Consider the following 23,745-nt stretch of genomic DNA (forward strand, 5'->3'; position numbering starts at 1 on the left):
TGTATTGCCCTCAGCAATGATGCGTCTCGTCATACAAGTCGCCTATACCGACTATAATGGAGCAAGCAAAAAGTCCAACCCCGATCGAACAAATAACCCCAGACCAGCATGCAAAAACCGCATCTTCAACAACCCATTGTCGAACAGATACGAACGGAGCGCCCGCATGTCCGATGAAGCACTCGATGCAGCCCTCGCCGAATACGCCGACGTCGAAAAACGCTACGTGCAAACCCTTGAGAAAAAGGGGTTGATATTCGCTCCAAAATACGCTGACGCCGATCTTTGCGCCCAACTTCGCACACGCCTGATTGCACGAGGAGTTGCTTCGCGCAATAGCGGGGCAAGTCTCAGCGTGGGGCATCTTTCGTCGGCCTGCGTGGAATGCACCGGCAACCGCGGATCGGAAACGTTTTCCACTACGTTCAAGTGCCACCGAGATTGCTATTTTTGCTTCAACCACAACCAACCCGAATACGAAACGTTCTTTCGCGAAGGCTGTCCCTGGAAGGAAACCCTCGAACGATCGGCAAGCGAGAACCAAACTCTTGCTTGCGTGGGTCTAACCGGAGGCGAGCCTCTACTCGATCTGGAAAACGCGATCGACTTTTTACAACATGCAGAAAGAACGTGGCCAAACGCACACAAACGCATGTACACCTCAGGGGATCTGCTGACCGAAGAGAGCGCTGCGAGATTGTGCGCGGCCGGATTGGATGAAATCCGATTCAGCGTAAAGGACGACGATACTCCCGATCAGCAAAAGCAAGTTATTGCAGCTATGCGCGTCGCCAAGCGCCACATTCCCTCGGTCATGGTGGAAATGCCGGTGATTCCCGGTTCCGAGCAACATATGCACAAGTTGTTCCGCGCATTCCAAGAGGTCGGCATCGATGGCATCAACCTTTTGGAATTCTGCTTCCCCTTCTGCAACTGGGACGAATTCAGCAAGCGAGGATTCATGCTGAAGAACCCTCCATTCGAGGTCATGTACGACTACGATTATTCGGGCGGCTTGGCCGTCGCCGGTAGTGAAGCACTTGCCCTTTCGCTTATGGAGTGGGCACTTGACGAGGGAATATCGTTTGGAATGCACTACTGCTCCCTTGAAAACAAGCACCGCAGCGAGCTTCGACAAAAAAACGAACGAGCTGCCAACGCTCATCCGTGCGTAGTATTCGACAACGACGATTTCTTTTTGAAAACGGCAAAAGTGTTTGGAAAGGATGTGCCTCCGGTACGCGCAGCGCTTCAAGAAGCAGGCTGCACCGACTTCATGGAAGACCCGGCCGAACAATCCCTTGCATTCCCTCCGCGCTTTCTCGATACAGCGCGCAGCATCATGGCAAATAACGGGAAGTCCGTCCGCATCATGACATGTTACTTGGTGTGCGAGAGCAATGACTCGGAAAGCTACCTGATTGACGTGGCTTTGCGCGAAGCATAGTGCCACAAAGCTTGCACGGCATCCAAGCGAACTTCAAAGAAACGCCCCGGACGTCCGGGGCGTTTCTTATTCACGCATGCGCGGTCAGGCGTACAGAAACTACGCAACCTTCCAAGGAGCGCCCGCCGGATTCAATTTGCGACGAAGAGAAAGTTCTTCAGCAAAAAGAATGCAGTAGCGCATACCCTTAAGTGTCACGTACAAGCACGCGATCTCATGCTTGCCACCATGGTTGAACACGTCGTACGTCAGGTACTTACGATCAAGCATATCCTGGTATATAGGATTGCCTTTAAGCTTGCTCAAAAGCATGTTCGTAGACTCGCGCCCCAGTTCGTCCTGCTTCAGGCAGATGTTGTACAGGATGTTCTCCTGCTCCTCCGTCAGTCGACCCAGTTCTTCGACTTCTCGCTTGATCTCGTCTTCAGTTGCCATAAGAGCCTTGCCTCCTTGCGCGGTCCGGTGTTCGCTTTTTCGGCGCTTCCCATAGTTTTCAATACGATGCCCGTAAAGCTCTTTCCCCCTGAAAAGCGCTACGGACAACGTAGTGCTCCCCATTTCAAGAAAGGACTCGCCCCGAGAAACAAGCGAGCCCTTTCTCTTCACTTCAGCAAAAGCACATCGCTTAAGCTTATTCCGCCGGCTTGATGTCCTTGAAGCTGCCGCCAAGACCAAGTTCGCCAGCACCTTCGTTACCAGTAGCCTTCGTGGAGGTGTAACCGCCCCAAGCGCGGGCAATGTACTTGCCCTTCACGAAGAAGATCTGCGCCTTCATCAGCTCGGCCTTGGTAATGCCGCACTCAGCCATAGCTTCATCTTGGCTCTTGCCCTCAGCCAGCAGAGCGTTCAGCTTCTCTGCGCCCTCGGGTGCGTCAAGTGCCAAAAATTCGTCACGAGTCATTTCGCCCTCCTTGTCAGTCTTCAACACGATACCGTGGTCACCGGCTACGCAACCGATGGCCACGGTAATCCTACCTAGAGCGCAAGCTTAGAGCTGGAACAGCACCATCGGGCGGTCGAACTCAGCCATCTTGGCCTGCATCTCCTCAAGCGTACCGTAGTACATGGAAGCAGACTCTTCTACCTGCACAGCCATCGGGCGCTGGCCGGCCTTATCGCCGCCCGTTCCCCAATGCTCGGAGAAGATGGACGTCGGGCACGGGATGTAGAACCATTCCCAAGCGTCGCCGTCATTGCCCTCGCCCTTCTTGAACGGACCAACTTCGACTTCCTTGATGCCGAACTGATCGAGAGGAAGGCCGAGCTCTTCCTTGCAGGCAATCTCAGCGGCATGATTGCCAGAGAAATAGGTGTAATCAACGAGCAAAGCGTATTTCTGATCTGCCATTGGTGTCACTTCCTTTCTTGTTAGTCCTGGTCAAGGCTACGGACGCGACGAACGTTGCACATGACGCCCTTGTAAGGAGCACCGAAGCCAAGCTTACCAACATTGAAGTGCGGAACCAGACTGTTGAAGTTGGACTTCCAAACGCCGAACAGGTTGGGCTCTTCGCCATCCTGCTCGGGGAACCACCAGCCATGAGCGCAGTTCAGGATACCGGGCTTGATGACCGGAGTAACCTCGGCCTTGAAGCGAGCCTCGCCGAACATGTTGTAAACCTCGCACCAGTCGCCATCGGTGATGCCGTATTCCTCGGCGGTCTGCGGGTTGAGCTGCACCCACGGCCACGGATCGATCTGACGCAAAGACGGCACGTGACGATGCTCGGAGTGGAACGAGCTGTAACGACGAGAGCCAGACGTAGAAATCAGCGGATACTGACCGGCAAACTCAGGCTTGCTGATCGGGCTGTAGTTCGGCTCTTCGTAGTACGGCAGCGGGTCCTCGCCCCAGGATTCGTACAGAATCGAGTAGGCTTCGATCTGGCCGGTAATGGTGTTGAAGCCGGGCTCGCCGTCGAAGCGGAGCAGACCCTTCTCGTACTTCTCGTACTCGAAGCCATGAGCGCCGGGCTGATACAGGCCAAGCTCCTGGAAGGTCTTCCAGTCGAAGCCAAGCTCCTTCAGCTGATCGCTGTAGAAGTCCTCGACAGCCGTTGCCAGAGCATCGAGGTCGAGGGACTTGCCGTCAGCAGGCTTGTACCACGGCCACCAGCTCGGGTTGAGGCGCTGACCAAACATGAGGCAGATCTCGACGTCGGACTTGCACTCGCCAACCTGCAGAGCCTTGTTCATGGGGCCCATGAACACGGTGTTGCGGCCATAGTGCGTCAGAACGATGCCGTTGTGCTCGGCCCACGTTGCCATCGGCAAGAAGTAGTCGCCCACGGCCATAGCCGTCGGGGTCATGGTGAGGTCCTGAACGACCACGAACTCGAGCTTTTGCAGAGCCTTATGCCAACGCTTCGGCTGAGCGGAGCAGGTCGGAGTCAGGAAATTGGAGCTGTTGAACCAACCCATCTTCAGAGCATAGGGCTCGTCGGATTCCATGGTGTTCAGCGTCTCGTCGGGCTGCGTGGTAGCCATGCCGGTGGACAGACCCGGCCATGCAGCAGCACCGATGCGCTTCTCCCACACAGAGTCTTCCATAGCGCCACGCTGCTCCATACGCCACTTGCCAAGCAGAGCAGACGGAGGACCAAGCGTCAGGCCACCGGGGCGGTCGATCGAGCCAGCCAGAGCGGCAAGAATGATGAACGCCTGGGACAGCTGCACGCCGTTCTTGTTCTGATCGAACGCCAGACCCCATGCCCAACCGACAGGACGCTCGGTACCGATAATGTGCGCAACGCGCTTGATATCCTCGGCGGGAACCGTGGTGATCTCGGCAACCTTGTCGACGGGGTACTCAGCAGCACGCTCTTTGATCTCGTCCAAGCCGTAGATCCACTTCTCAGCGAACTCGTGATCGTACTCGTCGTTCTCGAACATGAGGTTCATGATGGCCAAAGCAAGAGCGGTGTCCGTCTGAGGACGAACCTGCAGGTTGATGTTGCCGTCATGAGCGCCCACCCACGTGATACGGGGGTCGATGGAGATAATCTTGGTGCCAAGCTTCATGAGGTCGACCAGGCAGTGGCCGAAGAAGCCGTCGCCGTTGGACGGAAGAGGTTCTTTACCCCAAACAACAATGTACTTCGGCACTTCGTAACGCGGATCCTGGTAGCTGCCAGGCAGATGGCCGGCATAGTCGAGCTCGGGATAGCCAGCACCCAAAACGTAGTCGGAAATGGAGCAGCGCGGACCGTAGCAGGACCAACCGGACTGCGTGTAGCAGCAGTTGGGCGACTGCAGAACGGAGAAGGTCAGCGCATAGTAGAAGATGCAGGCCTCGCGACCAGTACCGCCGAAGCACACGATCGACTCGGGACCATACGTCTCCTGGAAATAACGAACCTTCTCGCAAATGGTATCCAGAGCCTCGTCCCACGTGGTCTGAACCCACTTGTCCTTGCCGCGATCGGCATAATCGCGCTTCATCGGGTGGATGATACGCGACGGAGCGTACGTGTACTCGCGAAGAGCAAGGTTCATTGCGTTCACGCGACCGGTGGTGATGGGGTTGTCGTCATCGCCCTCGATGCGGATCAGCTCGCCGTCCTTGGTAACAACCTTGACGCCGTACCCTACGGGATGGCTTCCCGGAGGCGACCACGTATTGCTACGGGTTACAACCGTCCCATCCTCCATTACGGTTTGCCACTGTTTACCGTATGCCATGTTTTCCTTCTTTCTGAGCTCGTCACTCGCATACTGAAGAAACTTTTTCCGCCTTGCGGCGAGAAAACCAAAACATAAGCTACTCGGCGATCACCCCCTCCCCGGGCTTTCAAATCTGAAGGATGCCCATCCCCAACGGGCATCGCCAAGTACTGTTCGCCTTAAGCGGTGGGAGGCTTGGGGGCACCGGGAGCCGCGGGAGGCTTGGGGGCACCGGGAGCCTTGGGGGCACCAGGGGCTGCAGGGGCTGCAGGGGCGCCTGCACCGGGAAGCGGCTTTTCGCCATTGATGTACGGCGTGAAATCGCACTTGCAGAACGGGCACTTTTTCAAAGTAACGCCCGCCATCATCTGGATGGTCTTACCGCACTCGGGGCACTTGTTCATCCCGTCGCCGCCGGACGCATCTGCTGGTCTAAAACACATAAGGGAAGCCTCCGTTCCTCATTTGATCGGCAACCGCAGCAACGTGCCGTCGCCGACCACTCCAACGTATGTCATGCACGATGCAAAACGGGGATTTCGCCACCGTGCCAATGACTTGCCAATACCGGCTTCGGCCATTGCAAGCACCAACGTATCCGGTGATTTCAGAATAGGTAGTTCCGCAAATTGCATATCGAATCACAAGGACAATTTTGGTGTGAATACCATCGGTCCGAGAGGTTGATTTTCGTTTGAGACAAGTACGATATGACTCTGTTTCACCTGATAATAAGCCATTTTTTACATTTCTTGCTTTTGGTGGTCGACGCGCGAACGGGCTTAGGTACGCTATAATCGCGGCAGACCCAAACACCCCTGAGGAGGCCCTGGTGAAAAAGAACAATCGAGTCTATCTGCCCGCGGACGCACTGGCCCGTCACGAGGATTTCGACGTCTGGTACGAAGACGGGGACACGTTTCTCAGCTTCAAGGGAGATTGGTCCAGCGAACGCGACAAAGTGACCATATTTGGACGAATGGGCGGCGAGATGGGGCGTATCAAGCCGGACGCGCAAACGCTTACGTACTATTTGCAACTTGAGCGATGGGAGTATGCGTTCCATACCTTGCGAGTGTTCAAGGACTATTACATAGAGGGCCTGCGCTGGCTGGTCAAAGGAAGCCTATCCAACCCCCCTTTCCACTTCACCAACGAAGACACCTCGAAGCAGGAAGGCCACGTCCGCCTAGTCGACTTCAAAAACCGTGGGGCATGCTACGAAATCAAAACGAGCGACGTCGCCAAGCTGCGCATAGCGACGGCAGCCATCGTGGCCATGGGCATCAAGGAAGAATACAAAGGAAAGAGCGAAAGCTTGAAAGACCCCAATGCGTCGAAAGCCCAGAAGCTCAAGCGATGGATGTTTGAAGGGCGAGGCCTTACCTACGAACAGCTACAAGAGCTCGAGAAGGCCCCTGAGGAAGCTAAGAGCCTCGCTGAAGACGCCAAGTAGGCACACAAGACCACCAACGCCAAGCAAACCGGGAGAGACCCGGACAGCTGTCCGGAAGCACTGATCAAGCCGAGCAAAAAAGAAGCCCTCGCTCCTTCATCGAAGGGCGAGGGCTTCTTGCGTAACAAAACACGTTGCGAAGCCACACGTCGGACGGCTAAGCCGTCAAGGGGAGACGGTCGCGTCGCGAAAGATCCATGCTACTTCTTCTTGTTCTTAGCCAGCTGAGCGCCACCGAACACGAAGAAGTACAGGAAGGGAAGAAGCAGGCCGACAGCCATGAGAGGCAGTGCGTACGGCTGCTTGGACCATCCGGGAACCACCAGGGGGCAAACGATGCACAGCACAGCCAAAATAGCAACGATTACCAGCATAACGCCGAAGCGCATCATACCGTCGCTCTCGGAGTTGCCAAGCTTGTCTTCCTCTTCCGCCAACGCATCCATAGACTTGCCAGCTGTTTCCTTAACGAACAAAACCGTGCAGATGAAGCCCAGGGCAAACGGGACAATAAGCACGAGAACCACCGTCGACCAGTTTGTATTGCCGGCAGCAGTCTGGAACATGGCCATACCGGCAATACCGCCGAGAACGATGGAGGACGCCGAACCGCCGAAGCGGGCGAATGCCTGGCACCAAGAAGTACCAGTATTGCGGATGGCGGTGGGATAGCTCTCGGGCATCAACGGCTGAACAGCGGTGATGGCATAGTTGAGCGCAAAACCGAACAGCAGCATAAGCGCGATGCACAAACCCATATTGTTCGGAGCAACGAAGATGGAGCACAAAATGATAGCGACGATGCAGAACAGCCACGACCCAGCGAGGTTGCGCTTACGGCCAACCTTGTCAGAAACGAAACCAACGGCGATGTTCGAAGCAATAGCCGCCACGTTGTTCCACGTCTGAAGGGCAACGCTGTCGGCCTGCGAATAGCCAAGACCCACGAACCAAGTGGGAATCCAGGCGTTCATGCCGTACACGCAGAACTGGCCGACGAAGTAAGCAGACCAGATAGCGCAGGTTGCCACGATGAACTTGCTCGAGAACAGAACCGAAGGGCCAGTCTTGGCAGGCTTCGGAGGAACGATCAGCAAAGCGGGATCGTAAGTGTGAGAAGAGTGACGCGTTGCCTGCTCGATCTGGGTCAGGCGCTCGCATGCCTTCTCCTTGTTACCCGAGTTAGCGTACCAGTGCGGAGTCTCGTGCATGGTAAAGATGAGAATGATGCCGTAGATCAGAGGGATGCCGCCGATCAGGTAGCAGATACGCCAGTTGGCGTACATGGTAGCCGTACCGCCATCAGCCAGAGCATAGGTCACCTGGTTGGTGAATTCGCCCAAAAGCGGCGTAGCTGCGTTGCAGATAGGATTGGCAATCAAACCAGCCAAAACCCAGCCGACGACCATGAAGGCCATACCGAACGTAACAAAGATACCGCGTTGCTTGGACGGCATGCTCTCGGAGAACACCGTGGTCACAACGGGAATGCAGGAACCAACGCCAAATCCGGCGATCAGGCGGAACGCGGCGAAGAACGCCAGATCATTCGCAAATGCCTGAGGCAAGGTGAACAGCCCGTAAAACATAACGGCGGCAATCAACGTCTTCTTGCGACCAATCTTATCGGACATAATACCGCCGACAGCGCCGCCGATAACCATGCCGAGCAAGCCCCACGTGGTTAGAGACCCCATAAGTGCTCCGGGAGCCGCATCTTCCGGCCAGAATGTATGAGCAACGAACAGGTTGGTCGAATTGACGATCATGAAGTCATAACCATCGAAGATCATAGCAAAGGCGAGCAGCACGAACACGACCCACGTGTGCAAACTGATGCCGATGGAGTCTATGACTTCTGAGATGGTAAATTCTTTTTTATCCATCAAAACCCCCTCTGAAGGAAAGTAAACACTGTTGCAATTCGGCCATATCGGCCAAATTGCAAAAATTAAGTTCACCCTCTACGCGATAGCAAGACGGCAGCAGCGCATTGATGGGAAACTACAGACGCTTCAGTATTCGCAAATTATTGAGGCTTCCGCAGTTTTGAGTTCCGCCCCGTATCGGCCCTCGAATCACCCATAAGAATACGCAGCAGCCGGAAGAAACGACCGCGCACGTCCCCCTTTCCACGATTCTCCTTCGGATAGCCAAGCTGAAAGAGCGCAGCCTGGCCAACCCCCTATCAATCCTTGTCAAAAGAAACCGACGCCGCAAATACTAGGCATCGAAGGATGCAGAGCATCGAATCATGGGGGCAATTTTCAAATGGACCCTATCGTTCCGAGAGGTTGATTTTTATCATTCTTCAATCTCACCACCCCATATAACCCCAGATGGCGCTTGTAGACCTAATATTCTGCATTTGAACGACGATCTGTTTTCGTTTATATTGAACCCACCGATGATTGAGCCGCGAAACATCTGAGGGCGTGACCCGTTTCCCCTATCCAACGCATCGGGAAACACCGCATGCGCCTACGCGCAAATGGAGAAGGAAACGAGCCGATTCAAAAACAACTCTGGGGGATACGGGGAGAGTCTCATGGCTTTGTCTTTTCCGCGCGTCAGCATTACGGTTAACGACGACCGAGGCCTAGGTACTCAAGGCGAGCTAAGCGGCTTATCGCTAGGATTAGGCATCCACCAAGCATGGGTGTATTCCGCCATGTTTGGGACTACTACGATTTTTCAAACAGGGGGAGGCACCGCCCAAAACGGCGACTCCATCCCCTCGGTTACGTTTGTGTTCCTGATATCCATCATCGTGTTTGCCGCAACGCTTTTCACCGCTGCGGCAACGGACCAAAAATTCCTTCGCACATACACGCGAAAGCAGACCATGATCGTTGCAGCGGCGCTTACCTTTATCGGAACGCTCTCCGTGTTCGCAGCTTTCGCTCCCGGAATAATCGGCATAGCGGCAACAGCGTTCGCTGGAGTTGCAACCGGGATCGGATCCGCGTTCATGCTCATCTTTTGGGGTGTCGCCTACTCGCGCGACAGCTCGGCGTCTATCGTCGTGAACACGGCGGTGTCCACCGTTATCGCCGTTGCCATATACTCTCTCGTCCTGCACATCGTTCCCGCACCGTACTCCGGAGCGCTTACCGCCTGCCTGCCTTTATTGGAGCTCCCGCTGCTCTGGCAACTTACACCCGAAAGCTATGCCATCCGGCATGCCGTTCCAATATTCAACCCACTACCCGTCAAGAAGGTTCCGTTTTCCCTGCGCCTCAGTTTTCCTGTACTCCTGTTTGGATTCGCGCTGGGCGCCTTGCGATCCGTTTCCACGCAAATCATCTTGCCATCATCCGATCTCACAACGCAGTTGTTAGCGCTATTCGCCGGAGGGGCGGCTACGATTCTGCTTCTTATAACCGTATTCTCGATTGATAAAAGAAGTCATTGGGATTTCCTTTTCAGGCCCATCGTTCCCTTCATTGCCGTCACTCTGTTCTTTTTACCATCGCTCGCTCTGGATAACAGCATGGTGCCCCCGCTTGTCCTGCTGACAGGCTACATGTGCTTCGAATCGCTCATGTGGGTGTTTTTCGGAGAGTTGGCTCAGGAGTTTCGCTTGTCCCCTATTTTCGTGTTCGGAGTCGGACGCGGATGCCTAGCTTTGGGATCTCTTGTAGGATCTCTTCTAGTCGCAGACCCTCACCTCCTAGACGCGCTCACGCCGTTTGGAGAAAACAGCGGCGCCGTCGTCGTCATGTTCACCATGGTGCTAGCGTACGCGTTGCTCCCGCGCGTACGCGATATCAAGCATGCCATTGGCCCCACGAACGCCTCTTTCAGCAAAGCCATCGCATCCATGAATCTTCAGAACGAACAAGCGCACATCGAAAACCAGAGCGAGAAAACAAGCAACGAGGCCGCTGAAACCAGCCCAATCCTCGACAGCGCAAAGAGCAAATCAGAGAACCCCCTTCCATCGCTTCTGGAGATCCCCGGAGAAAAGCCGGATCGCAAAAAGCGGCAGCCGACGTATTGCCGCTTGACGAAGGGTCTCGCAAAAGCGGCTGGTTCCGCGGTCAGTGCGAGGAGATAGCCAATCGCTACCTGCTCTCTCGACGCGAAACGGAAGTCATGTTCATGCTGGCAAAAGGATACAACGCTGCCTATATCCAGGATCAGCTGTACATCTCCAAGAGCACGGCGAAAACGCACATCTCGCATATCTACCGAAAGCTGAACATCCACAACCAGCAGGAGCTGCTCGCCATGATCGGGGAAGGCCGGGAGCCGCGCGAGTAGGCGTTACTTCGCGCATTATCGCTAGAGGGCGCACGTCGAACTGCAACCCCAGCCGCCGTCCAGGCCGTCCCGCCGCGCCGCCCAAGCCGACGATTCTGCCGCCCTCCCGCATCGGGAATATAATGACGATTGCGTAAAACATAAGGCGGGCTTCCTGCGTTTATGGCAAGATGGAGCATTGCATAGTCGTATACAAAAACGCACGACAGCCAAGGTCGCTCAAACGCGAACCTCAACCATGCGAACGGTCGCGCACCGCACCGTACCGCACGAAATGCCGCGCGCGACCGCAGCGAAGAAGCAGCCGCGCATGCGATAAAGGAGACATGATGGGCTTTCTTTCGAGATTCGAAGGCAAGATGGAAGACACGTTCGAGGGCGCAGCCGACCGCATGGCGAACTCCCCCATCTCGCCGGTCCAGATTGCGAAAAAGGCCGAAAAGCAGATGAGGCGCGAAAAGATGGTAGGCGCCGGCAAGCAGTTCGCGCCAACCCTCTACACGGTGCTGGTCAACCCCGACGACGATCGTCGCCTGTTCGGATACTACCCCACTTTGGCAGGAGAAACGGAAACGTACTTGGCAGCCAAAGCGGCGGAGCAGGGGCTGGTCATGGACGGGCAGCCGCTTGTGCGCTTCATCGTGGACGACGGCCTCAAGCACGGCAAGTTCGACATCATCGCCGAGGCGGTGGCCGCGCCCATCATCGCGCAGCTGCGTCAAGAAGAGATGCAGCGCTACGGGCTTGCCGGAGCGCCGATGGGCTACGCTGCGCCGCAAGGCGGCTACGGTGCGCCCGGCTATCAGGGCGGCTATCAGCAGCCGTACGCGCAAGCTCCGGCGCCGGCCCCTGCGTACGCAGGATACGAAAACCCCAACGCGCCCATGGGCGGCTTCGACGCGCCCGGCCAGTACGACGCGTACAACCAGGGAGGTCAGCTTCCCTACGTTCCCGAAGACGAGATCGACCGATCCATCGATTACGGCGAGTACACCTTCGACAGCCGCGACTTCGACGAGTCCCGCGACGCTCCCGCCGCAAGCCCCGCGCCGCACGTGGTCGATCCCTTCGACGTGGCGAACGCCAGCATGGGCGGCGCCGTGGGAGCTGCCGCAGGTGCCGGCATGGCCGCAGCAGCAGCCGCAGCGCCGCACGGCGCCGTAGCCGCCGACACCGTCGTGTTCGCCGGTGGGCAGCAGGCAGCCAGCCCCGTCCCCGCGCGGGCCGCCGTGCGCGCGCGCTTGATCGACGAGGCCAACAACCGCGCGTACGACCTGGCATCCTCGCGTCTGCTCATCGGACGCGAATCGAAAAACGACATCTCCGTCCACGACATCAACGCCTCGCGCACGCACGCCGAGCTGCGCCTCGACCAGCAGGGCGTATGGGTGCTCACCGATCTGGGATCCACGAACGGAACCTTCGTCAACGGGCGCGAAATCGCCTCCCACCCGCTATCCGAAGGAGACCGCATCACCATCGGCATGACGAACTTCGTGTTCACCCAAGCCTGAACGCAACGGAAAGGTTAACCCGTGATCGACGTCGTACTGCTCATCATCCGTCTGCTGTTCGTCGCACTGCTGTATTTGTTCCTGTTCGCCATCATGAAGACGGGCATCGGAGTTGTACGCGGACAACGCAAAAAAGAACGCACGTGGAATCTCTCGGTTGAACGAGGGCCGAAAGAGCTGCGCGGCGTATCCATCGTCGTGCGCGGCCCGGTCATCGTGGGCCGCAGCCCTGGAGCCGATATCGTAGTAGGCGCCGGATACGTTTCCGGACGCCACGCACGGTTCAGCCTGATGGGGCAGAACCTGTTCGTTGAGGATCTGGGGTCCACGAACGGCACAGCCGTGAACGGGCAGCTCATAGCCGAGCCTGCCGCTCTTAAGAACAACGACGTGGTCAACGTGGGCGACGTCGCCATTCGCGTAAGGTTTGCCTAATGGCTGAAAAACGCTCGTATCGATCCACTCCGCGCACCCGTCGCGGCGCAGTCACGCCCTTCGGCAGCCGAACCGACATCGGCTGCTTGCGCGACCATAACGAAGACAGCCTGATCGTGGCACCGCCGCTGTTCGCCGTTGCCGACGGCATGGGCGGGCACGCCGCAGGCGAGATAGCCTCGGAAATTGCCGTGAACGTGCTGGCGGAACGCGCGCCGGAGCATCCGGACGGCGAAGCGCTCGCGCAGGCCGTCGTAGACGCGAACCGCGAGGTCATTCGCGCGTCGCACGACGGGCGAGGACGCGAGGGCATGGGAACCACCATGACGGCGGCTATGCTGGAAGGCGAGCGATTGGTCATCGCCCAGGTGGGCGACTCGCGCGCCTACCTGCTGCATCAAGGAAAGCTGCAGCAGCTCACGCGCGACCACAGCCTGATGGCCGACATGATAGAAGCGGGCCAGCTTACGCCCGAAGAAGCACGCTGCCACCCGCAGCGCTCCGTTATCACGCGCGCGCTGGGCAGCGACCCGAACCTGCACCCCGACATCTACGAGATCAACGTGGAAACCGGAGACCGACTGCTCGTGTGCTCCGACGGCCTGTCCGGCATGGTCCGCGACGAAGCCATAGAGCGCACGCTCTGTCGCGTGCAAGACCCCCAGCGATGCGCGTCGCAACTGGTCAACGAGGCCATAGCCGCCGGAGGCCACGACAACGTGACCGTTATCGTGGCAGACGTTACCGGCTTTGCGGAAGCACGGCGCAGGAAGATGGCGTTCAAGACGAAGCTTTCCATTGCCGTGATCCTCGTGCTGTTCGCAGCCATCATCGCAGGTACGGCCTGGGGAACCAGCACGTACCTGAACACGACCGCCTACCTGATGAACGACAATGGCAAGGTTGCCATCTATCGTGGCATTCCCGGCAGCGTGCTGGGATTCTCGTTCTCGCAACACGAACGAACCACTGACGTTCCCGTAAGCGACCTGCAACCGGGAACGGCGAACCGGCTCGACGCCGGCATACGCGTGGACTCCGTCGAGGCGGCGGAAGAACTGGTCAAGGAATACGAGGCCGAAGCCGCCGAGCGCAAGAACGCCGAAGAAGGCAAAAAGGAATCGCCTGCCGAAGGAGCCAACGCAGACGGCGCGCATGACGCGAATCCCCCGGCTCCCGCCAACTCGCAAGGCGGTACCGCATGACCAGGCGCAACCTAGAACTGATACTCCTATACGTGGCAGCACCGCTTGTGGTGCTGCTGTTCGCCATGATCGCGATCAACCAGGGGCTTGCGCTCGACATGACCACGCTGGGCGTCCCTGCTGGCATTTTCGTCGCCTTCGTGATCGCGCACATCGCCGTGCGCAAATTCGCGCCCGGCGCCGACCCAGCGCTTCTGCCCATTTCGTTCGCGCTTTCGGGCATCGGCATTGCGTTCGTCACGCGACTGGCGCCCGATCTTGCCGTCAACCAGGTTGTATGGCTGTTCGTGGGCGTAGCGGCCATGGTGCTGGTGCTGGCGTTTATCCGCAACCTCGACAAGGTTGTGAACTACAAATACACCCTGATGATCTTCGGCTTCCTGCTGCTTCTTTCGCCGCTGATCCCTGGCTTGGGGCAAGAAATCTACGGCAGCCGAATCTGGCTTCATATCGGCGGCTTCTCATTCCAGCCCGGCGAGATCGCCAAAATCGTCATCGTGTTGTTCTTGGCCGGATACCTGGCTCAAAACCGCGAGATGCTCAGCGTGTTCACCTGGCGCCTGGGCCCGTTCAACCTGCCCGACGTGCGCACGCTGCTGCCGCTTTTGCTCATGTGGGGCGTGTCGCTTCTGGTGGTCGTATTCGAGAAGGACCTGGGCAGCGCGCTCGTATTCTTCTTCCTGTTTCTGGTCATGTTGTACGTGGCCACGGGAAAGAAGTTCTACCTGTTCATAGGCTTGGGGCTGATCGCCATCGGCGGCGTTGGCGCCTATCTGGCATTCGGGCACGTGCAGGTGCGTGTGAACACGTGGCTCGACCCCTTCTCCGATGCGCAGAACACGGGTTACCAGCTGGTGCAATCCATCTACTCCATCGCTGACGGCGGATTGTTCGGAACAGGCTTGGGACGCGGCCTTGCCGACCAGATCCCCGTGGTGGAAAGCGACTTCATCTTCGCCGCCATCGCCGAGGAGATCGGCTTGCTGGGTGCGGCGGGCGTATTGTTGCTGTTCCTGTGCTTCGCAGTGCGCGGCTTTGTCACGGCAGCGCGCGCGAAGAGCGACGTCAGCTCGTTCGTGGCCGTGGGCCTTACCACCATGATCGTGCTGCAGGCATTCATCATCGTGGGCGGCGTGACAAGGCTCATTCCGCTTACGGGCCTCACGCTGCCCTTCATCAGCCAGGGCGGATCGTCACTGCTGGCAAGCTTCATCGCCGTAGGCTTCCTGCTGCGCTGCGGCGACGAAGGAACCGGCGTCGGCGCGGAAGTTGTCAGCGCCACGGGAACGCTCCACGCGAACAGCGTGCTGGGGCGCGTATCGCTAGGCAAGCGGCTGACGCACACCATGCTGCTGTGCTCGGCCTTGTTCGCGCTGCTGGTAGCCAACCTCACGCTTATCATGGTGGTGCAGGCAGACTATTACCAGAACATGCCGGGCAACAACCACACGCTGGCCAAGGAATCGCGAAGCGAGCGCGGCACCATTTCAACCTACGACGGCATCATCCTGGCGCAAAGCGCCATCAACCCCGACGGCACGTACAGCCGCTCGTACCCTGCGGGCGATTTAGCCAGCCACGTGGTGGGCTATTCGTCTTCGAGGTTCGGCAATTCCGGTATTGAAGCTGCGTACAACGACGCCCTCAAGGGCCAGCAGAACTTTGCCTCGTGGACCGACGTGCTGAATTCGCTGGCGGGCGTGGGGTCCGCGGGCAACGACGTCACGCTCACGCTGAACTCCAAGATTCAGCAAGCAGCCCAAGACGTTCTGGCGGGACGCAAGGGCGCCGTTGTGGTCATGGACCCGGAAACCGGGGCCGTACTGGCCATGGCCTCCGCCCCCACGTACAACGCCGCCGACGTGGAAACGCTTCTGGAAGCAGCCGGGTCGGGACAAGCAAGCGGCGACAGCTCCCTTGTCAACCGCGCTGCGCACGCGCTGTACGCACCGGGATCCACGTTCAAGATCGTAACGCTTGCCACTGCGCTGGAAGACGATGTCGCCAGCGAGGAAACCGTGTACTCCGCGCCGGGCACCATGACGGTGGAGGGAACCACGGGCACCATATCGAACTTCAACCACAACGACTACGGCAACATCACGTTGGCACGAGCCATGGAGCTGTCCTCGAACACGGCGTTCGGCCAGCTGGGCCTGCAAATCGGCGGAGAGCGCCTTGTAGCCGGCGCCGAGAAGTTCGGCTTCGGCAAAGACATCGACTTCGCCATCGGCCTTAAAACGTCCCTGATGCCTACGCCCGAAGAGCTGAACAACAACAAGTGGAACCTAGCCTGGGCCGCTGCCGGTGAGCCCATGGACTTTGCCGGCCCGAACGCCACCGTGCTCGAAATGGCGATGGTGGGTTCGGCCATCGCGAACGACGGGGGCATCATGCAGCCGTACCTAGTCGACGGCATCTACAACGCCAACGGCGAGCGCAGCTTCACCGCCAACCCTTCCAAGCTCATGCAGGCGGTCAGCAAGGAAACCGCCAACCGCGTGAAAGACGTGCTGATCGGCGTCGTGAACAACGGAACGGGCACCGCCGCCGCTATCAACGGCGTGCAGGTGGCGGGCAAAACGGGCACGGCGGAGAAGGCCAACAGCAACGACAGCTGGTTCGTCGGCATGGCGCCCGCCGATAATCCGCGCGTCGTGGTGTCCATCATCATCGAGGACGGCGAAGAGGGCATCGCAACCGAAAAAGCGCAGAATGTGTTGAAAACCGCTCTAGAAGTTCAGGGGCTTTTGTAGATAAGATATGCTGGTGCGCTGTATCATGACTTTGACATGGCGCATACCCAGCATGTGACCTAAAGGAGCTAAAACGTGACCGGAAACATGATTGGCAGGGTGTTCAACAACCGCTACCAAATAACCGAGCGCATCGGCATCGGCGGCATGGCCGAAGTGTACCGCGCGCAGGACAACGTGCTCGGCCGCTTGGTTGCCGTCAAGGTGATGCTCCCGCAGTACGCCGCGGATCCCAGCTTCACCCAACGATTCAAGCAAGAAGCCGCCGCTGCCGCCAACCTGCAAAGCCCCTACATCGTGAACGTGTACGACTGGGGCCACGACGAAGGCACCTACTATATCGTCATGGAATTCGTGCGCGGATCCGACTTGAAGACCGCTATCAACGAGCGCGGCGCCATCAACCAGCGCAAAGTGGCGGAAATCGGATCGCAGGTATGCCAAGCGCTTTCGGTTGCGCACGGGCTTGACATCATCCATCGCGACATCAAGCCGCAAAACATCATGGTCCAGCCCGACGGCAACGTGAAGGTGATGGACTTCGGCATCGCGCGTGCGAAGAACTCCGTGAAAACGCAGACGTCCAGCGTGCTGGGCACGGCTCACTACATCTCCCCCGAGCAGGCGCAAGGCAAAGACCTGACCGCCACCAGCGACATCTACTCCCTGGGCATCGTGCTGTACGAGTCGGCCACCGGGCGCTTGCCCTTCGACGGCCCCGACGCTGTAAGCGTGGCCATGAAGCAGGTCAACGATCTGCCCGCGCCGCCGCACGAGATCAACCCCGACATCGACCCGGCGCTCGAAGCCATCATCATGAAGGCTATGGCCAAGAACCCGGCCGACCGCTTCGCCACGTCCAAGGACATGCGCCTGGCGCTGAACGACTACCTGGCCGGACGTCCCGTCAATCTGGGCGAGGGCTTCACCAGCGCGCAGACGTCGGTCATGGGCGGCGTGGTGCCCCCCATCGGACCGGCTGCAGTTGACGGAACGGCCGTCATGCCTGCCATGGGCGGCGTCGGCGGCGTGAACCCGGCTGCACCGGTTTCGCCCGCGCGTTCTTATCGTTCGGACGATGGCAACGGCAAGAAGAGCAACAAGAAGACCATCGCCATCGTGATCGGCATCATCGCCGCACTTGCCATAGTGGGCGGCGTAGCATTTGCGCTCATGTCCGGCGGCGGCAGCAACGACAAGGACGCCATCCCGCTTCCCGACGTAGTGGGGCAGAGCGCCGACCAGGCAACGGCAACGTTGACGCAAGCCGGATTCACCAACATCGTCACGGAAGAGTCCTTCAACGAAAAGGTGGAAGCCGGTAAGGTGGTCAGCCAAGATCCGCGCGGCGGCACCAAGCAGAAAAAGGACACCAAGATCACTCTGGGCATATCCAAGGGAACCCAGGAAATCACCGTGCCCGACTTGACCGGAAAGACCGCTGATCAGGCGAAAAAGGAACTGACGGCAAACGGCCTGAAATACTCTGCCGGAACTGCCGAGTACTCCGACAAGGTCGAGAAGGACCACATTGTGCGCCAGGACGTTGCTCCGGGAACGCAGGTTGCAAAGGGAACCACCATCACCTACTACCTGTCTTTGGGCTCTGAAGGTATCGAGGTTCCCAATGTGGTGGGCATGATGCGCGGCGACGCGGTGGCCACGCTCAACAACTTGGGTCTGCTGGTCGACACGAACAACTACACGTATCAGGCCAGCGACAAGCCCGAGGGAACCGTGCTTGCCCAAACCCCGGCCGCTGGCTCTAAGCTGCAGGAAAACGGCATGGTCGCGCTCACCCTGAGCAAGGGTCCCGACAAGAAGTCGTACTCGGTGGCAATCAATTCCAACGGCGGCGGCTCCGTTACGTCGGACGTCACGTCGGTCGAAGAGGGCGGACAGGTAACCATCAAAATCACGCCTGACGCAGGATACGAAGTCGCATCGGTGCGCGGCATCGACGACGTGCCGGCATCGGGCGGAACCTTCACGCTCACCAACGTGAAGGGCAACGTCAACGTCACGGTCACGTTCCAGAAGGCAACCAGCCCAGCGCCTTCCGGAAATGCGACAAGCTAACAGGGCGCGCAGAGAAACAGACGGGCAACGCACGTCGGACTTACGCGAGCTCCGTCAGTAAAGCAGCTAGAATAGGCAACGAGAGGTCCAGGCCCTCGTTGCCTTTCTTTTTCTGCAATTCTCGTTTGAAAGCGAGGTCGACCGCTTGATCGAATCGACGCTTTCCCTGCTCGTGGAAAAAAGATCTTGGTTCTTCGAGCTTTTGATCCAGCATATCGGAATATCCTGCGTGGCCGTGTTCCTTGCAGTTATCATCGGCCTTTCAATCGGCATGGCCATCGCACAATGGAGACGCGGCGCGAAACCCGTTCTTGCGCTGGTGAACTTCATCTACACCATTCCATCCATTGCCTTGTTTGGCTTTTTGATCCCCGTTACCGGAATCGGAAACACAACCGCCATCGCAGCCCTGAGCATCTACGCGCTCCTCCCCATGGTGCGCAACACCTACACCGGCCTCACCAGCATCGACCCTGCCATAACGGAAGCCGCACGCGGCATGGGGTCAACCAACGGACAACTGCTCTACCGCATCGAACTGCCTTTGGCCGCGCCCGTCATCGTAAGCGGCATTCGAACCACAACAACCATGACCATCGCTTTGGCCGGTATTGCCAGCTTCATAGGAGCCGGAGGGCTTGGAGTTGCCATTTACCGCGGCATCACCACGAACAACCTGGAAATGACCGTAGCGGGCAGCGCGCTCATCGCCTTGCTGGCCATCACGGTAGACCTGCTGCTGGGACTGATCGAGAAGCGCGCGCGACGGCATTTGGAACCACGCAACGCACAACGCAGTGGCTGGCGACTGGGGATAGGCCTGACCGTTGCCGCGTTGATAGCCGCGTGCGGCATCGTTGCCATGGAACAGGGCCCGAGTCCCTTCGGACCAATGACGAACGAGGGCAAAAGCGGCGTTATCCGCATAGCCACAAAGCCCATGACCGAACAGTACATTCTCGGGGAGATGCTGAACACGCTGATAGAGCACGACACCGACCTTTCCGTTGAGCTTACGCAGGGCATAGGCGGAGGCACTTCCAACATTCAACCCGGCATGGAAAAGGGCGATTTCGATCTGTACCCCGAATACACCGGCACCGGATGGAACGCCGTGCTCAAGCATGACAGCACGTACGACGAATCCATGTTCGACACGATGCAGCAGGAATACCAAGACCGCCTGAACCTCACCTGGGTAGGCCTGTACGGTTTCAACAACACCTTCGGGCTTGCGGTAAGCAAGCAAGTCGCCCAACAATACAACCTGCACACGTATTCCGACCTTGCACGCGCAGCGGAAAGCCTTGCACTGGGCGCTGAACCTGACTTCTTCGACCGGCAAGATGGCTACCCCGGCCTGCAAAAAGCTTACGGGATGAACTTCGGAAGCACGCGCGATATGGACATCAGCTTAAAGTACCGCGCGCTGTTCGAAGGGCGCGTAGATGCCATCGCCATCTCCACAACCGACGGTCAAGCAGCCGACGACCGGCTTGTCGTGCTGCAAGACGACAAGAGGTTCTATCCCACGTATCTATGCGGGAGCGTCGTGCGCGTAGATACGCTGAACGCCCATCCCGAACTGAAAGCCGTGCTCGACAAGATGCGGGGCCTTATTTCGGACGTCGACATGGCGCGCATGAACAACCAAGTGGAAACCCAAGGTCGTGAGCCGAAAGACGTTGCTGATGCGTTCCTTGCTCAGAAAGGGCTCCTATGATCGCAATTGAATTCAACGACGTTTCAAAGCAGTTCGGCAGCACACGAGCCGTCGACCAGGTAAGCCTCTCCATCGAACAGGGAAGCTTCGTCACCATCATAGGCAGCTCTGGATGCGGCAAGACCACGCTGCTCAAAATGGTCAATGCCCTGGCCATGCCGGACGAGGGGAGCATTTTGATCCACGGCAAGTCCACCGCCGACCTCAATCCCATCGAACTCCGACGAAACATAGGCTACGCGATCCAAGGAAGCGTTCTGTTTCCCCATCTGACCGTCGAGCAGAATATCGCATACGTTCCGCGCTTGCTGAATCGGGGGGATCGTCGAAGAACCGAAGCCGCGGTGGACAAATGGATGAGCATCATTGGACTTTCACCTCAAATCAAAGACCGCTATCCTTCTGAATTGTCCGGTGGCCAGGCCCAGCGCGTGGGCATGGCGCGCGCATTGGCCGCAAGCCCCGACATTTTTCTTGCAGACGAACCTTTCAGCGCCGTCGACGCCATCACGCGAACCGCCCTGCAAGACGAGGTTAAACAGATTCACGACCAAACGGGCATCACGATACTGTTCGTCACGCACGATATAGACGAAGCCCTTGCGCTAGGAGATCGCGTGCTCGTCATGGAGCGCGGGCAGGCCGTTCAATGCGCCTCCCCGTGCGAAATTCTACGCAGCCCCGCCACGGACTTCGTAAAGCGCCTTGTCACCCGCAAGCAGCGCGTATTCTCCTGCTCGGAAACCCTTCCGTAAGATTTTCCCTCAAGGGGCTTCAAAAAAATAGTCAATGCCGTAGCATGGACCGTATGAGGTTGACCTCCCGGTCAAGCAAGAGGAGACGCCATGGTCAACAAGCACGGCAATTTTGAGAAGTTCGAACGACTGCCCGCAGAACGGCAGGAAGCCATCGTGAACGCCGCCGTTGAAGCATTCGGGCGAAACGACTACAAAAACGCCTCCACCGAAAGCATCGCACGCAAAGCGGGCATCTCCAAAGGCCTGCTGTTCTTCTACTTCAAAAACAAAAAAGAGCTTTACCTTTACCTGATGGAATACTTGATGGAAAAAGTATCGCACCTGGTAGTCGATGATGAATTCTACGCCATTGACGACTTCTTCGACCTGTTCATCTACGCAGGGCAACGAAAATGCGCAGTCCTCTCCAAGTTCCCCTACGCGCTCGAATTCTCCATCCACGCTTTCTACCCCGAGCACAAAGACGTCAAGGACACCATGGAGAACTGGACGCAAAACCAAATCGACCTCATGTTCGCTGCGTATTTCAAAAACGTGAATTTCGACAAGTTTCGCGATGATGTAGACCCGCGCTACGTTGTCAACCTGCTGATATGGCTTGCCGACGGCTACCTACACCAGCAACAAGCCCTGAAAAAGCGGCTTGACATGGACGACATGATGACCGAGATGCATCGTTGGTGCGACATGCTGCGCACCTGGTCTTACAAAAAGGAGTACGTATGACAGGCAGTCAGGCGATTATCGAGCTGCAGGCGCTCACGAAAGACTACGGGGAGGGACGCGGCACCTTCGATGTAACGTTCTCGGTCGAACGAGGCGAGGTGTTCGGGTTCCTGGGTCCCAACGGCGCAGGGAAAACCGTTACCATGCGCAATCTCATGGGCTTTATCAAGCCCGACAGTGGCACGGCGACCATTGCGGGGCTGCGCTGCTTTCAAGATCGAGCCAAAATCCAAAACCGGCTTGGCTATCTGCCAGGAGAAATCGCATGCATGGACGATATGACCGGCAGCGCGTTTCTCAACTTCATGGCGCGTATGAAGCACGTGGATTCAATGATGCGCATGCACGAACTGATCGACTATTTCGAGCTTGATCCTACGCGCAAGATTCGCAAAATGTCGAAAGGAACCAAACAAAAAGTGGGGCTGGTATGCGCGTTCATGGCGAAACCCGACATCGTGCTGCTTGACGAGCCCACCAGCGGCCTTGACCCTCTCATGCAAAACCGGTTTATCGACCTGGTGCTTGACGAGAAAAGCCGCGGCACCACCGTCTTTTTGTCGTCGCACCTGTTTGAAGAAGTTGAGCGCACGTGTGATCGGGTCGCCTTCATCCGCGGCGGAAGAATTGTTGCAGTCGAGCGCATGGGCGACGTGCAAAAGAACCGCAAGCGCATGTTCGCAATCACCTTCGCCCAACCGGAGGCCCGCGCGCGCTACCTAACAGCCCACCCCGAGGCACGCGCGATCGGCGGTTCTACAGCAGAGATCGCCGTCACCGGAAACATGGACCTGTTCGTGAAAGATTTGGCCGCCTACCCCGTGCAGGATCTGTCTGCGCGGGAGCAAACGCTCGAAGAGCTGTTCCTACACCTGTACGGCGCTCAGTTGAAGGGAGGCGTCCATGAATAGCACGCTGCTGGCGAAGGAGCTGAAGTCGAACGCGTTCGTGGCGATTATCATCTTCGCGGTTTTAGGGATGTACATAGCCTGTATCGTCATGATGTTCGATCCCAGCTTAGGCGAAAGCCTGAACATGATGATGGACAGCATGCCGGAGCTGTTCGCCGCCTTCGGCATGGGAACGCAAGCGACCACGCTGCTCGACTTCATGCTGAACTACCTGTACGGGTTCCTGCTGACCGTGTTCCCGTTCGTCCTGATCCTCATTATGGCAAACAAGCTTATGGTGCGTTACCTGGACCGCGGCACCATGAGCTACCTGCTGGCCACCCCCAACAGTCGTGTGCGCGTCGCGCTTACGCTTGCAGGGGCCATGATGATTGTTCTGGCCCTGCTCATGGTGCTCACGACAGCTGCAGAAATTGCCTGCGCGGAGCTTATGTTCCCGGGAGACCTGGACATTCCAGGGCTGTTCCGCGCGAACGTCGGGCTGTTCTGCCTGTGGACGTTCTTGGCGGGCATGTGCTTCTTCTCAGCCTGCGCCTTCTCGAACGCAGGAGCGGCGCTGTGGGTTGGCGGCGGAGCGGGCATTGCGTTCTTCTTGATGCAAATGGTGGCGAAGGTAGGCGACAAGCTGGCCTTTCTGGACAAGGTCAACCCGCTTGCGATGTTCGACAGCTACGGCTTGGCGACAAGCGATGCTTCCGCTTACGCAGGGTCGGCAATCCTGCTTGCCCTCGGCATCGCCCTGTTCGCCCTTGCGATTGGCGTATTCAACCGCCGAGACTTGAGCATCTAGCGTAACAAGGCCGAGG

Annotated in this window: 20 protein-coding genes; 14 read left to right on the forward strand and 6 right to left on the reverse strand. The window is 57.9% G+C overall.

Translation table 11 applies throughout. From position 1 onward, the window contains the following. The first annotated feature begins 166 nt into the window (after positions 1-166). Complete coding sequence (locus ACTQZK_RS04340; RefSeq protein ID WP_225749635.1) at positions 167-1,447, forward strand: radical SAM protein; 1,281 nt, start codon at positions 167-169, stop codon at positions 1,445-1,447. Between the two features lie 99 nt (positions 1,448-1,546). Here the strand turns inward: ACTQZK_RS04340 and ACTQZK_RS04345 are convergent, their stop codons facing one another. The 5 genes from ACTQZK_RS04345 to ACTQZK_RS04365 all read right to left on the reverse strand — a co-directional run bounded on the left by ACTQZK_RS04345 (position 1,547) and on the right by ACTQZK_RS04365 (position 5,553). Beyond that, on the reverse strand, positions 1,547-1,882 hold the full coding sequence (locus ACTQZK_RS04345; RefSeq protein WP_114566733.1) for a hypothetical protein: 336 nt from the start codon (positions 1,880-1,882) through the stop codon (positions 1,547-1,549). A gap of 196 nt (positions 1,883-2,078) precedes the next feature. Then, positions 2,079-2,348, reverse strand: a complete 270-nt coding sequence (locus ACTQZK_RS04350; RefSeq protein WP_114566734.1) for a hypothetical protein — start codon at positions 2,346-2,348, stop codon at positions 2,079-2,081. Positions 2,349-2,435: 87 nt separating this feature from the next. Next, positions 2,436-2,795: an oxidoreductase gene (locus ACTQZK_RS04355; RefSeq protein ID WP_114566735.1), complete on the reverse strand. Its 360-nt coding sequence runs from the start codon at positions 2,793-2,795 to the stop codon at positions 2,436-2,438. A gap of 20 nt (positions 2,796-2,815) precedes the next feature. Then, positions 2,816-5,128, reverse strand: a complete 2,313-nt coding sequence (locus tag ACTQZK_RS04360; protein ID WP_216529304.1) for a molybdopterin-dependent oxidoreductase — start codon at positions 5,126-5,128, stop codon at positions 2,816-2,818. Between the two features lie 161 nt (positions 5,129-5,289). After that, positions 5,290-5,553: a hypothetical protein gene (locus ACTQZK_RS04365; RefSeq protein ID WP_114566737.1), complete on the reverse strand. Its 264-nt coding sequence runs from the start codon at positions 5,551-5,553 to the stop codon at positions 5,290-5,292. Positions 5,554-5,942: 389 nt separating this feature from the next. Here ACTQZK_RS04365 and ACTQZK_RS04370 point away from each other — a divergent pair, with 389 nt between their 5' ends. Further along, the gene (locus ACTQZK_RS04370; RefSeq protein WP_216529303.1) at positions 5,943-6,566 is read left to right on the forward strand and encodes a hypothetical protein; all 624 of its coding nucleotides are present in this window, start codon (positions 5,943-5,945) and stop codon (positions 6,564-6,566) included. 200 nt (positions 6,567-6,766) lie between these two features. Here ACTQZK_RS04370 and ACTQZK_RS04375 read toward each other — a convergent pair whose 3' ends face one another. Further along, complete coding sequence (locus ACTQZK_RS04375; RefSeq protein ID WP_216529302.1) at positions 6,767-8,452, reverse strand: MFS transporter; 1,686 nt, start codon at positions 8,450-8,452, stop codon at positions 6,767-6,769. A gap of 662 nt (positions 8,453-9,114) precedes the next feature. Between ACTQZK_RS04375 and ACTQZK_RS04380 the strand changes: the two genes are divergently transcribed. The 12 genes from ACTQZK_RS04380 (at position 9,115) to ACTQZK_RS04435 (ending at position 23,729) form a co-directional block, all read left to right on the forward strand. Then, the gene (locus ACTQZK_RS04380) at positions 9,115-10,626 is read left to right on the forward strand and encodes a LuxR family transcriptional regulator (protein ID WP_441898615.1); all 1,512 of its coding nucleotides are present in this window, start codon (positions 9,115-9,117) and stop codon (positions 10,624-10,626) included. After that, complete coding sequence (locus ACTQZK_RS04385) at positions 10,566-10,832, forward strand: response regulator transcription factor (protein WP_441898617.1); 267 nt, start codon at positions 10,566-10,568, stop codon at positions 10,830-10,832. The genes ACTQZK_RS04380 and ACTQZK_RS04385 overlap by 61 nt, the downstream gene beginning before the upstream one ends. A gap of 326 nt (positions 10,833-11,158) precedes the next feature. Next, positions 11,159-12,346: an FhaA domain-containing protein gene (locus ACTQZK_RS04390; RefSeq protein WP_441898619.1), complete on the forward strand. Its 1,188-nt coding sequence runs from the start codon at positions 11,159-11,161 to the stop codon at positions 12,344-12,346. A 21-nt stretch (positions 12,347-12,367) separates the two neighbouring features. Next, positions 12,368-12,781, forward strand: a complete 414-nt coding sequence (locus tag ACTQZK_RS04395; protein WP_123193062.1) for an FHA domain-containing protein — start codon at positions 12,368-12,370, stop codon at positions 12,779-12,781. Then, positions 12,781-13,986 (forward strand): Stp1/IreP family PP2C-type Ser/Thr phosphatase, encoded by a 1,206-nt coding sequence (locus tag ACTQZK_RS04400; protein ID WP_216529300.1) that lies wholly within the window; start codon positions 12,781-12,783, stop codon positions 13,984-13,986. Before ACTQZK_RS04395 ends, ACTQZK_RS04400 begins: the two co-directional genes overlap by 1 nt. Next, a complete protein-coding gene (locus tag ACTQZK_RS04405) occupies positions 13,983-16,742 on the forward strand; it encodes an FtsW/RodA/SpoVE family cell cycle protein (RefSeq protein WP_441898621.1) in 2,760 nt (919 codons plus the stop codon). The genes ACTQZK_RS04400 and ACTQZK_RS04405 overlap by 4 nt, the downstream gene beginning before the upstream one ends. Before the next feature lie 87 nt (positions 16,743-16,829). Further along, on the forward strand, positions 16,830-18,821 hold the full coding sequence (pknB, locus tag ACTQZK_RS04410) for a Stk1 family PASTA domain-containing Ser/Thr kinase (RefSeq protein WP_114567968.1): 1,992 nt from the start codon (positions 16,830-16,832) through the stop codon (positions 18,819-18,821). Between the two features lie 145 nt (positions 18,822-18,966). Further along, positions 18,967-20,544 carry an ABC transporter permease/substrate-binding protein gene (locus tag ACTQZK_RS04415; protein ID WP_441898623.1) on the forward strand — a complete coding sequence of 526 codons (1,578 nt, stop codon included), beginning with the start codon at positions 18,967-18,969 and terminating at the stop codon, positions 20,542-20,544. Further along, positions 20,541-21,299 (forward strand): ATP-binding cassette domain-containing protein, encoded by a 759-nt coding sequence (locus ACTQZK_RS04420; RefSeq protein WP_441898624.1) that lies wholly within the window; start codon positions 20,541-20,543, stop codon positions 21,297-21,299. The genes ACTQZK_RS04415 and ACTQZK_RS04420 overlap by 4 nt, the downstream gene beginning before the upstream one ends. Positions 21,300-21,389: 90 nt before the next feature. Continuing rightward, positions 21,390-22,028 carry a TetR/AcrR family transcriptional regulator gene (locus ACTQZK_RS04425; RefSeq protein WP_441898625.1) on the forward strand — a complete coding sequence of 213 codons (639 nt, stop codon included), beginning with the start codon at positions 21,390-21,392 and terminating at the stop codon, positions 22,026-22,028. Next, complete coding sequence (locus ACTQZK_RS04430) at positions 22,025-22,939, forward strand: ABC transporter ATP-binding protein (RefSeq protein WP_441898627.1); 915 nt, start codon at positions 22,025-22,027, stop codon at positions 22,937-22,939. Before ACTQZK_RS04425 ends, ACTQZK_RS04430 begins: the two co-directional genes overlap by 4 nt. Beyond that, complete coding sequence (locus tag ACTQZK_RS04435; RefSeq protein WP_418830720.1) at positions 22,932-23,729, forward strand: ABC transporter permease subunit; 798 nt, start codon at positions 22,932-22,934, stop codon at positions 23,727-23,729. Before ACTQZK_RS04430 ends, ACTQZK_RS04435 begins: the two co-directional genes overlap by 8 nt. Positions 23,730-23,745 lie beyond the last annotated feature (16 nt).

It is taken from the genome of Paraeggerthella sp. LCP19S3_G8 (assembly GCF_052119225.1).
Lineage (GTDB): Bacteria > Actinomycetota > Coriobacteriia > Coriobacteriales > Eggerthellaceae > Paraeggerthella > Paraeggerthella hominis.

Excerpts from the sequence above, each read along its gene's own strand:
- ACTQZK_RS04340 (WP_225749635.1), top strand. The coding sequence starts at position 167 with ATGTCCGATGAAGCACTCGATGCAGCCCTCGCCGAATACGCCGACGTC.
- ACTQZK_RS04345 (WP_114566733.1), bottom strand. The coding sequence starts at position 1,882 with ATGGCAACTGAAGACGAGATCAAGCGAGAAGTCGAAGAACTGGGTCGA.
- ACTQZK_RS04350 (WP_114566734.1), bottom strand. The coding sequence starts at position 2,348 with ATGACTCGTGACGAATTTTTGGCACTTGACGCACCCGAGGGCGCAGAG.
- ACTQZK_RS04355 (WP_114566735.1), bottom strand. The coding sequence starts at position 2,795 with ATGGCAGATCAGAAATACGCTTTGCTCGTTGATTACACCTATTTCTCT.
- ACTQZK_RS04360 (WP_216529304.1), bottom strand. The coding sequence starts at position 5,128 with ATGGCATACGGTAAACAGTGGCAAACCGTAATGGAGGATGGGACGGTT.
- ACTQZK_RS04365 (WP_114566737.1), bottom strand. The coding sequence starts at position 5,553 with ATGTGTTTTAGACCAGCAGATGCGTCCGGCGGCGACGGGATGAACAAG.
- ACTQZK_RS04375 (WP_216529302.1), bottom strand. The coding sequence starts at position 8,452 with ATGGATAAAAAAGAATTTACCATCTCAGAAGTCATAGACTCCATCGGC.
- ACTQZK_RS04380 (WP_441898615.1), top strand. The coding sequence starts at position 9,115 with ATGGCTTTGTCTTTTCCGCGCGTCAGCATTACGGTTAACGACGACCGA.
- ACTQZK_RS04390 (WP_441898619.1), top strand. The coding sequence starts at position 11,159 with ATGATGGGCTTTCTTTCGAGATTCGAAGGCAAGATGGAAGACACGTTC.
- ACTQZK_RS04400 (WP_216529300.1), top strand. The coding sequence starts at position 12,781 with ATGGCTGAAAAACGCTCGTATCGATCCACTCCGCGCACCCGTCGCGGC.
- ACTQZK_RS04405 (WP_441898621.1), top strand. The coding sequence starts at position 13,983 with ATGACCAGGCGCAACCTAGAACTGATACTCCTATACGTGGCAGCACCG.
- pknB (WP_114567968.1), top strand. The coding sequence starts at position 16,830 with ATGATTGGCAGGGTGTTCAACAACCGCTACCAAATAACCGAGCGCATC.
- ACTQZK_RS04420 (WP_441898624.1), top strand. The coding sequence starts at position 20,541 with ATGATCGCAATTGAATTCAACGACGTTTCAAAGCAGTTCGGCAGCACA.
- ACTQZK_RS04425 (WP_441898625.1), top strand. The coding sequence starts at position 21,390 with ATGGTCAACAAGCACGGCAATTTTGAGAAGTTCGAACGACTGCCCGCA.
- ACTQZK_RS04430 (WP_441898627.1), top strand. The coding sequence starts at position 22,025 with ATGACAGGCAGTCAGGCGATTATCGAGCTGCAGGCGCTCACGAAAGAC.
- ACTQZK_RS04435 (WP_418830720.1), top strand. The coding sequence starts at position 22,932 with ATGAATAGCACGCTGCTGGCGAAGGAGCTGAAGTCGAACGCGTTCGTG.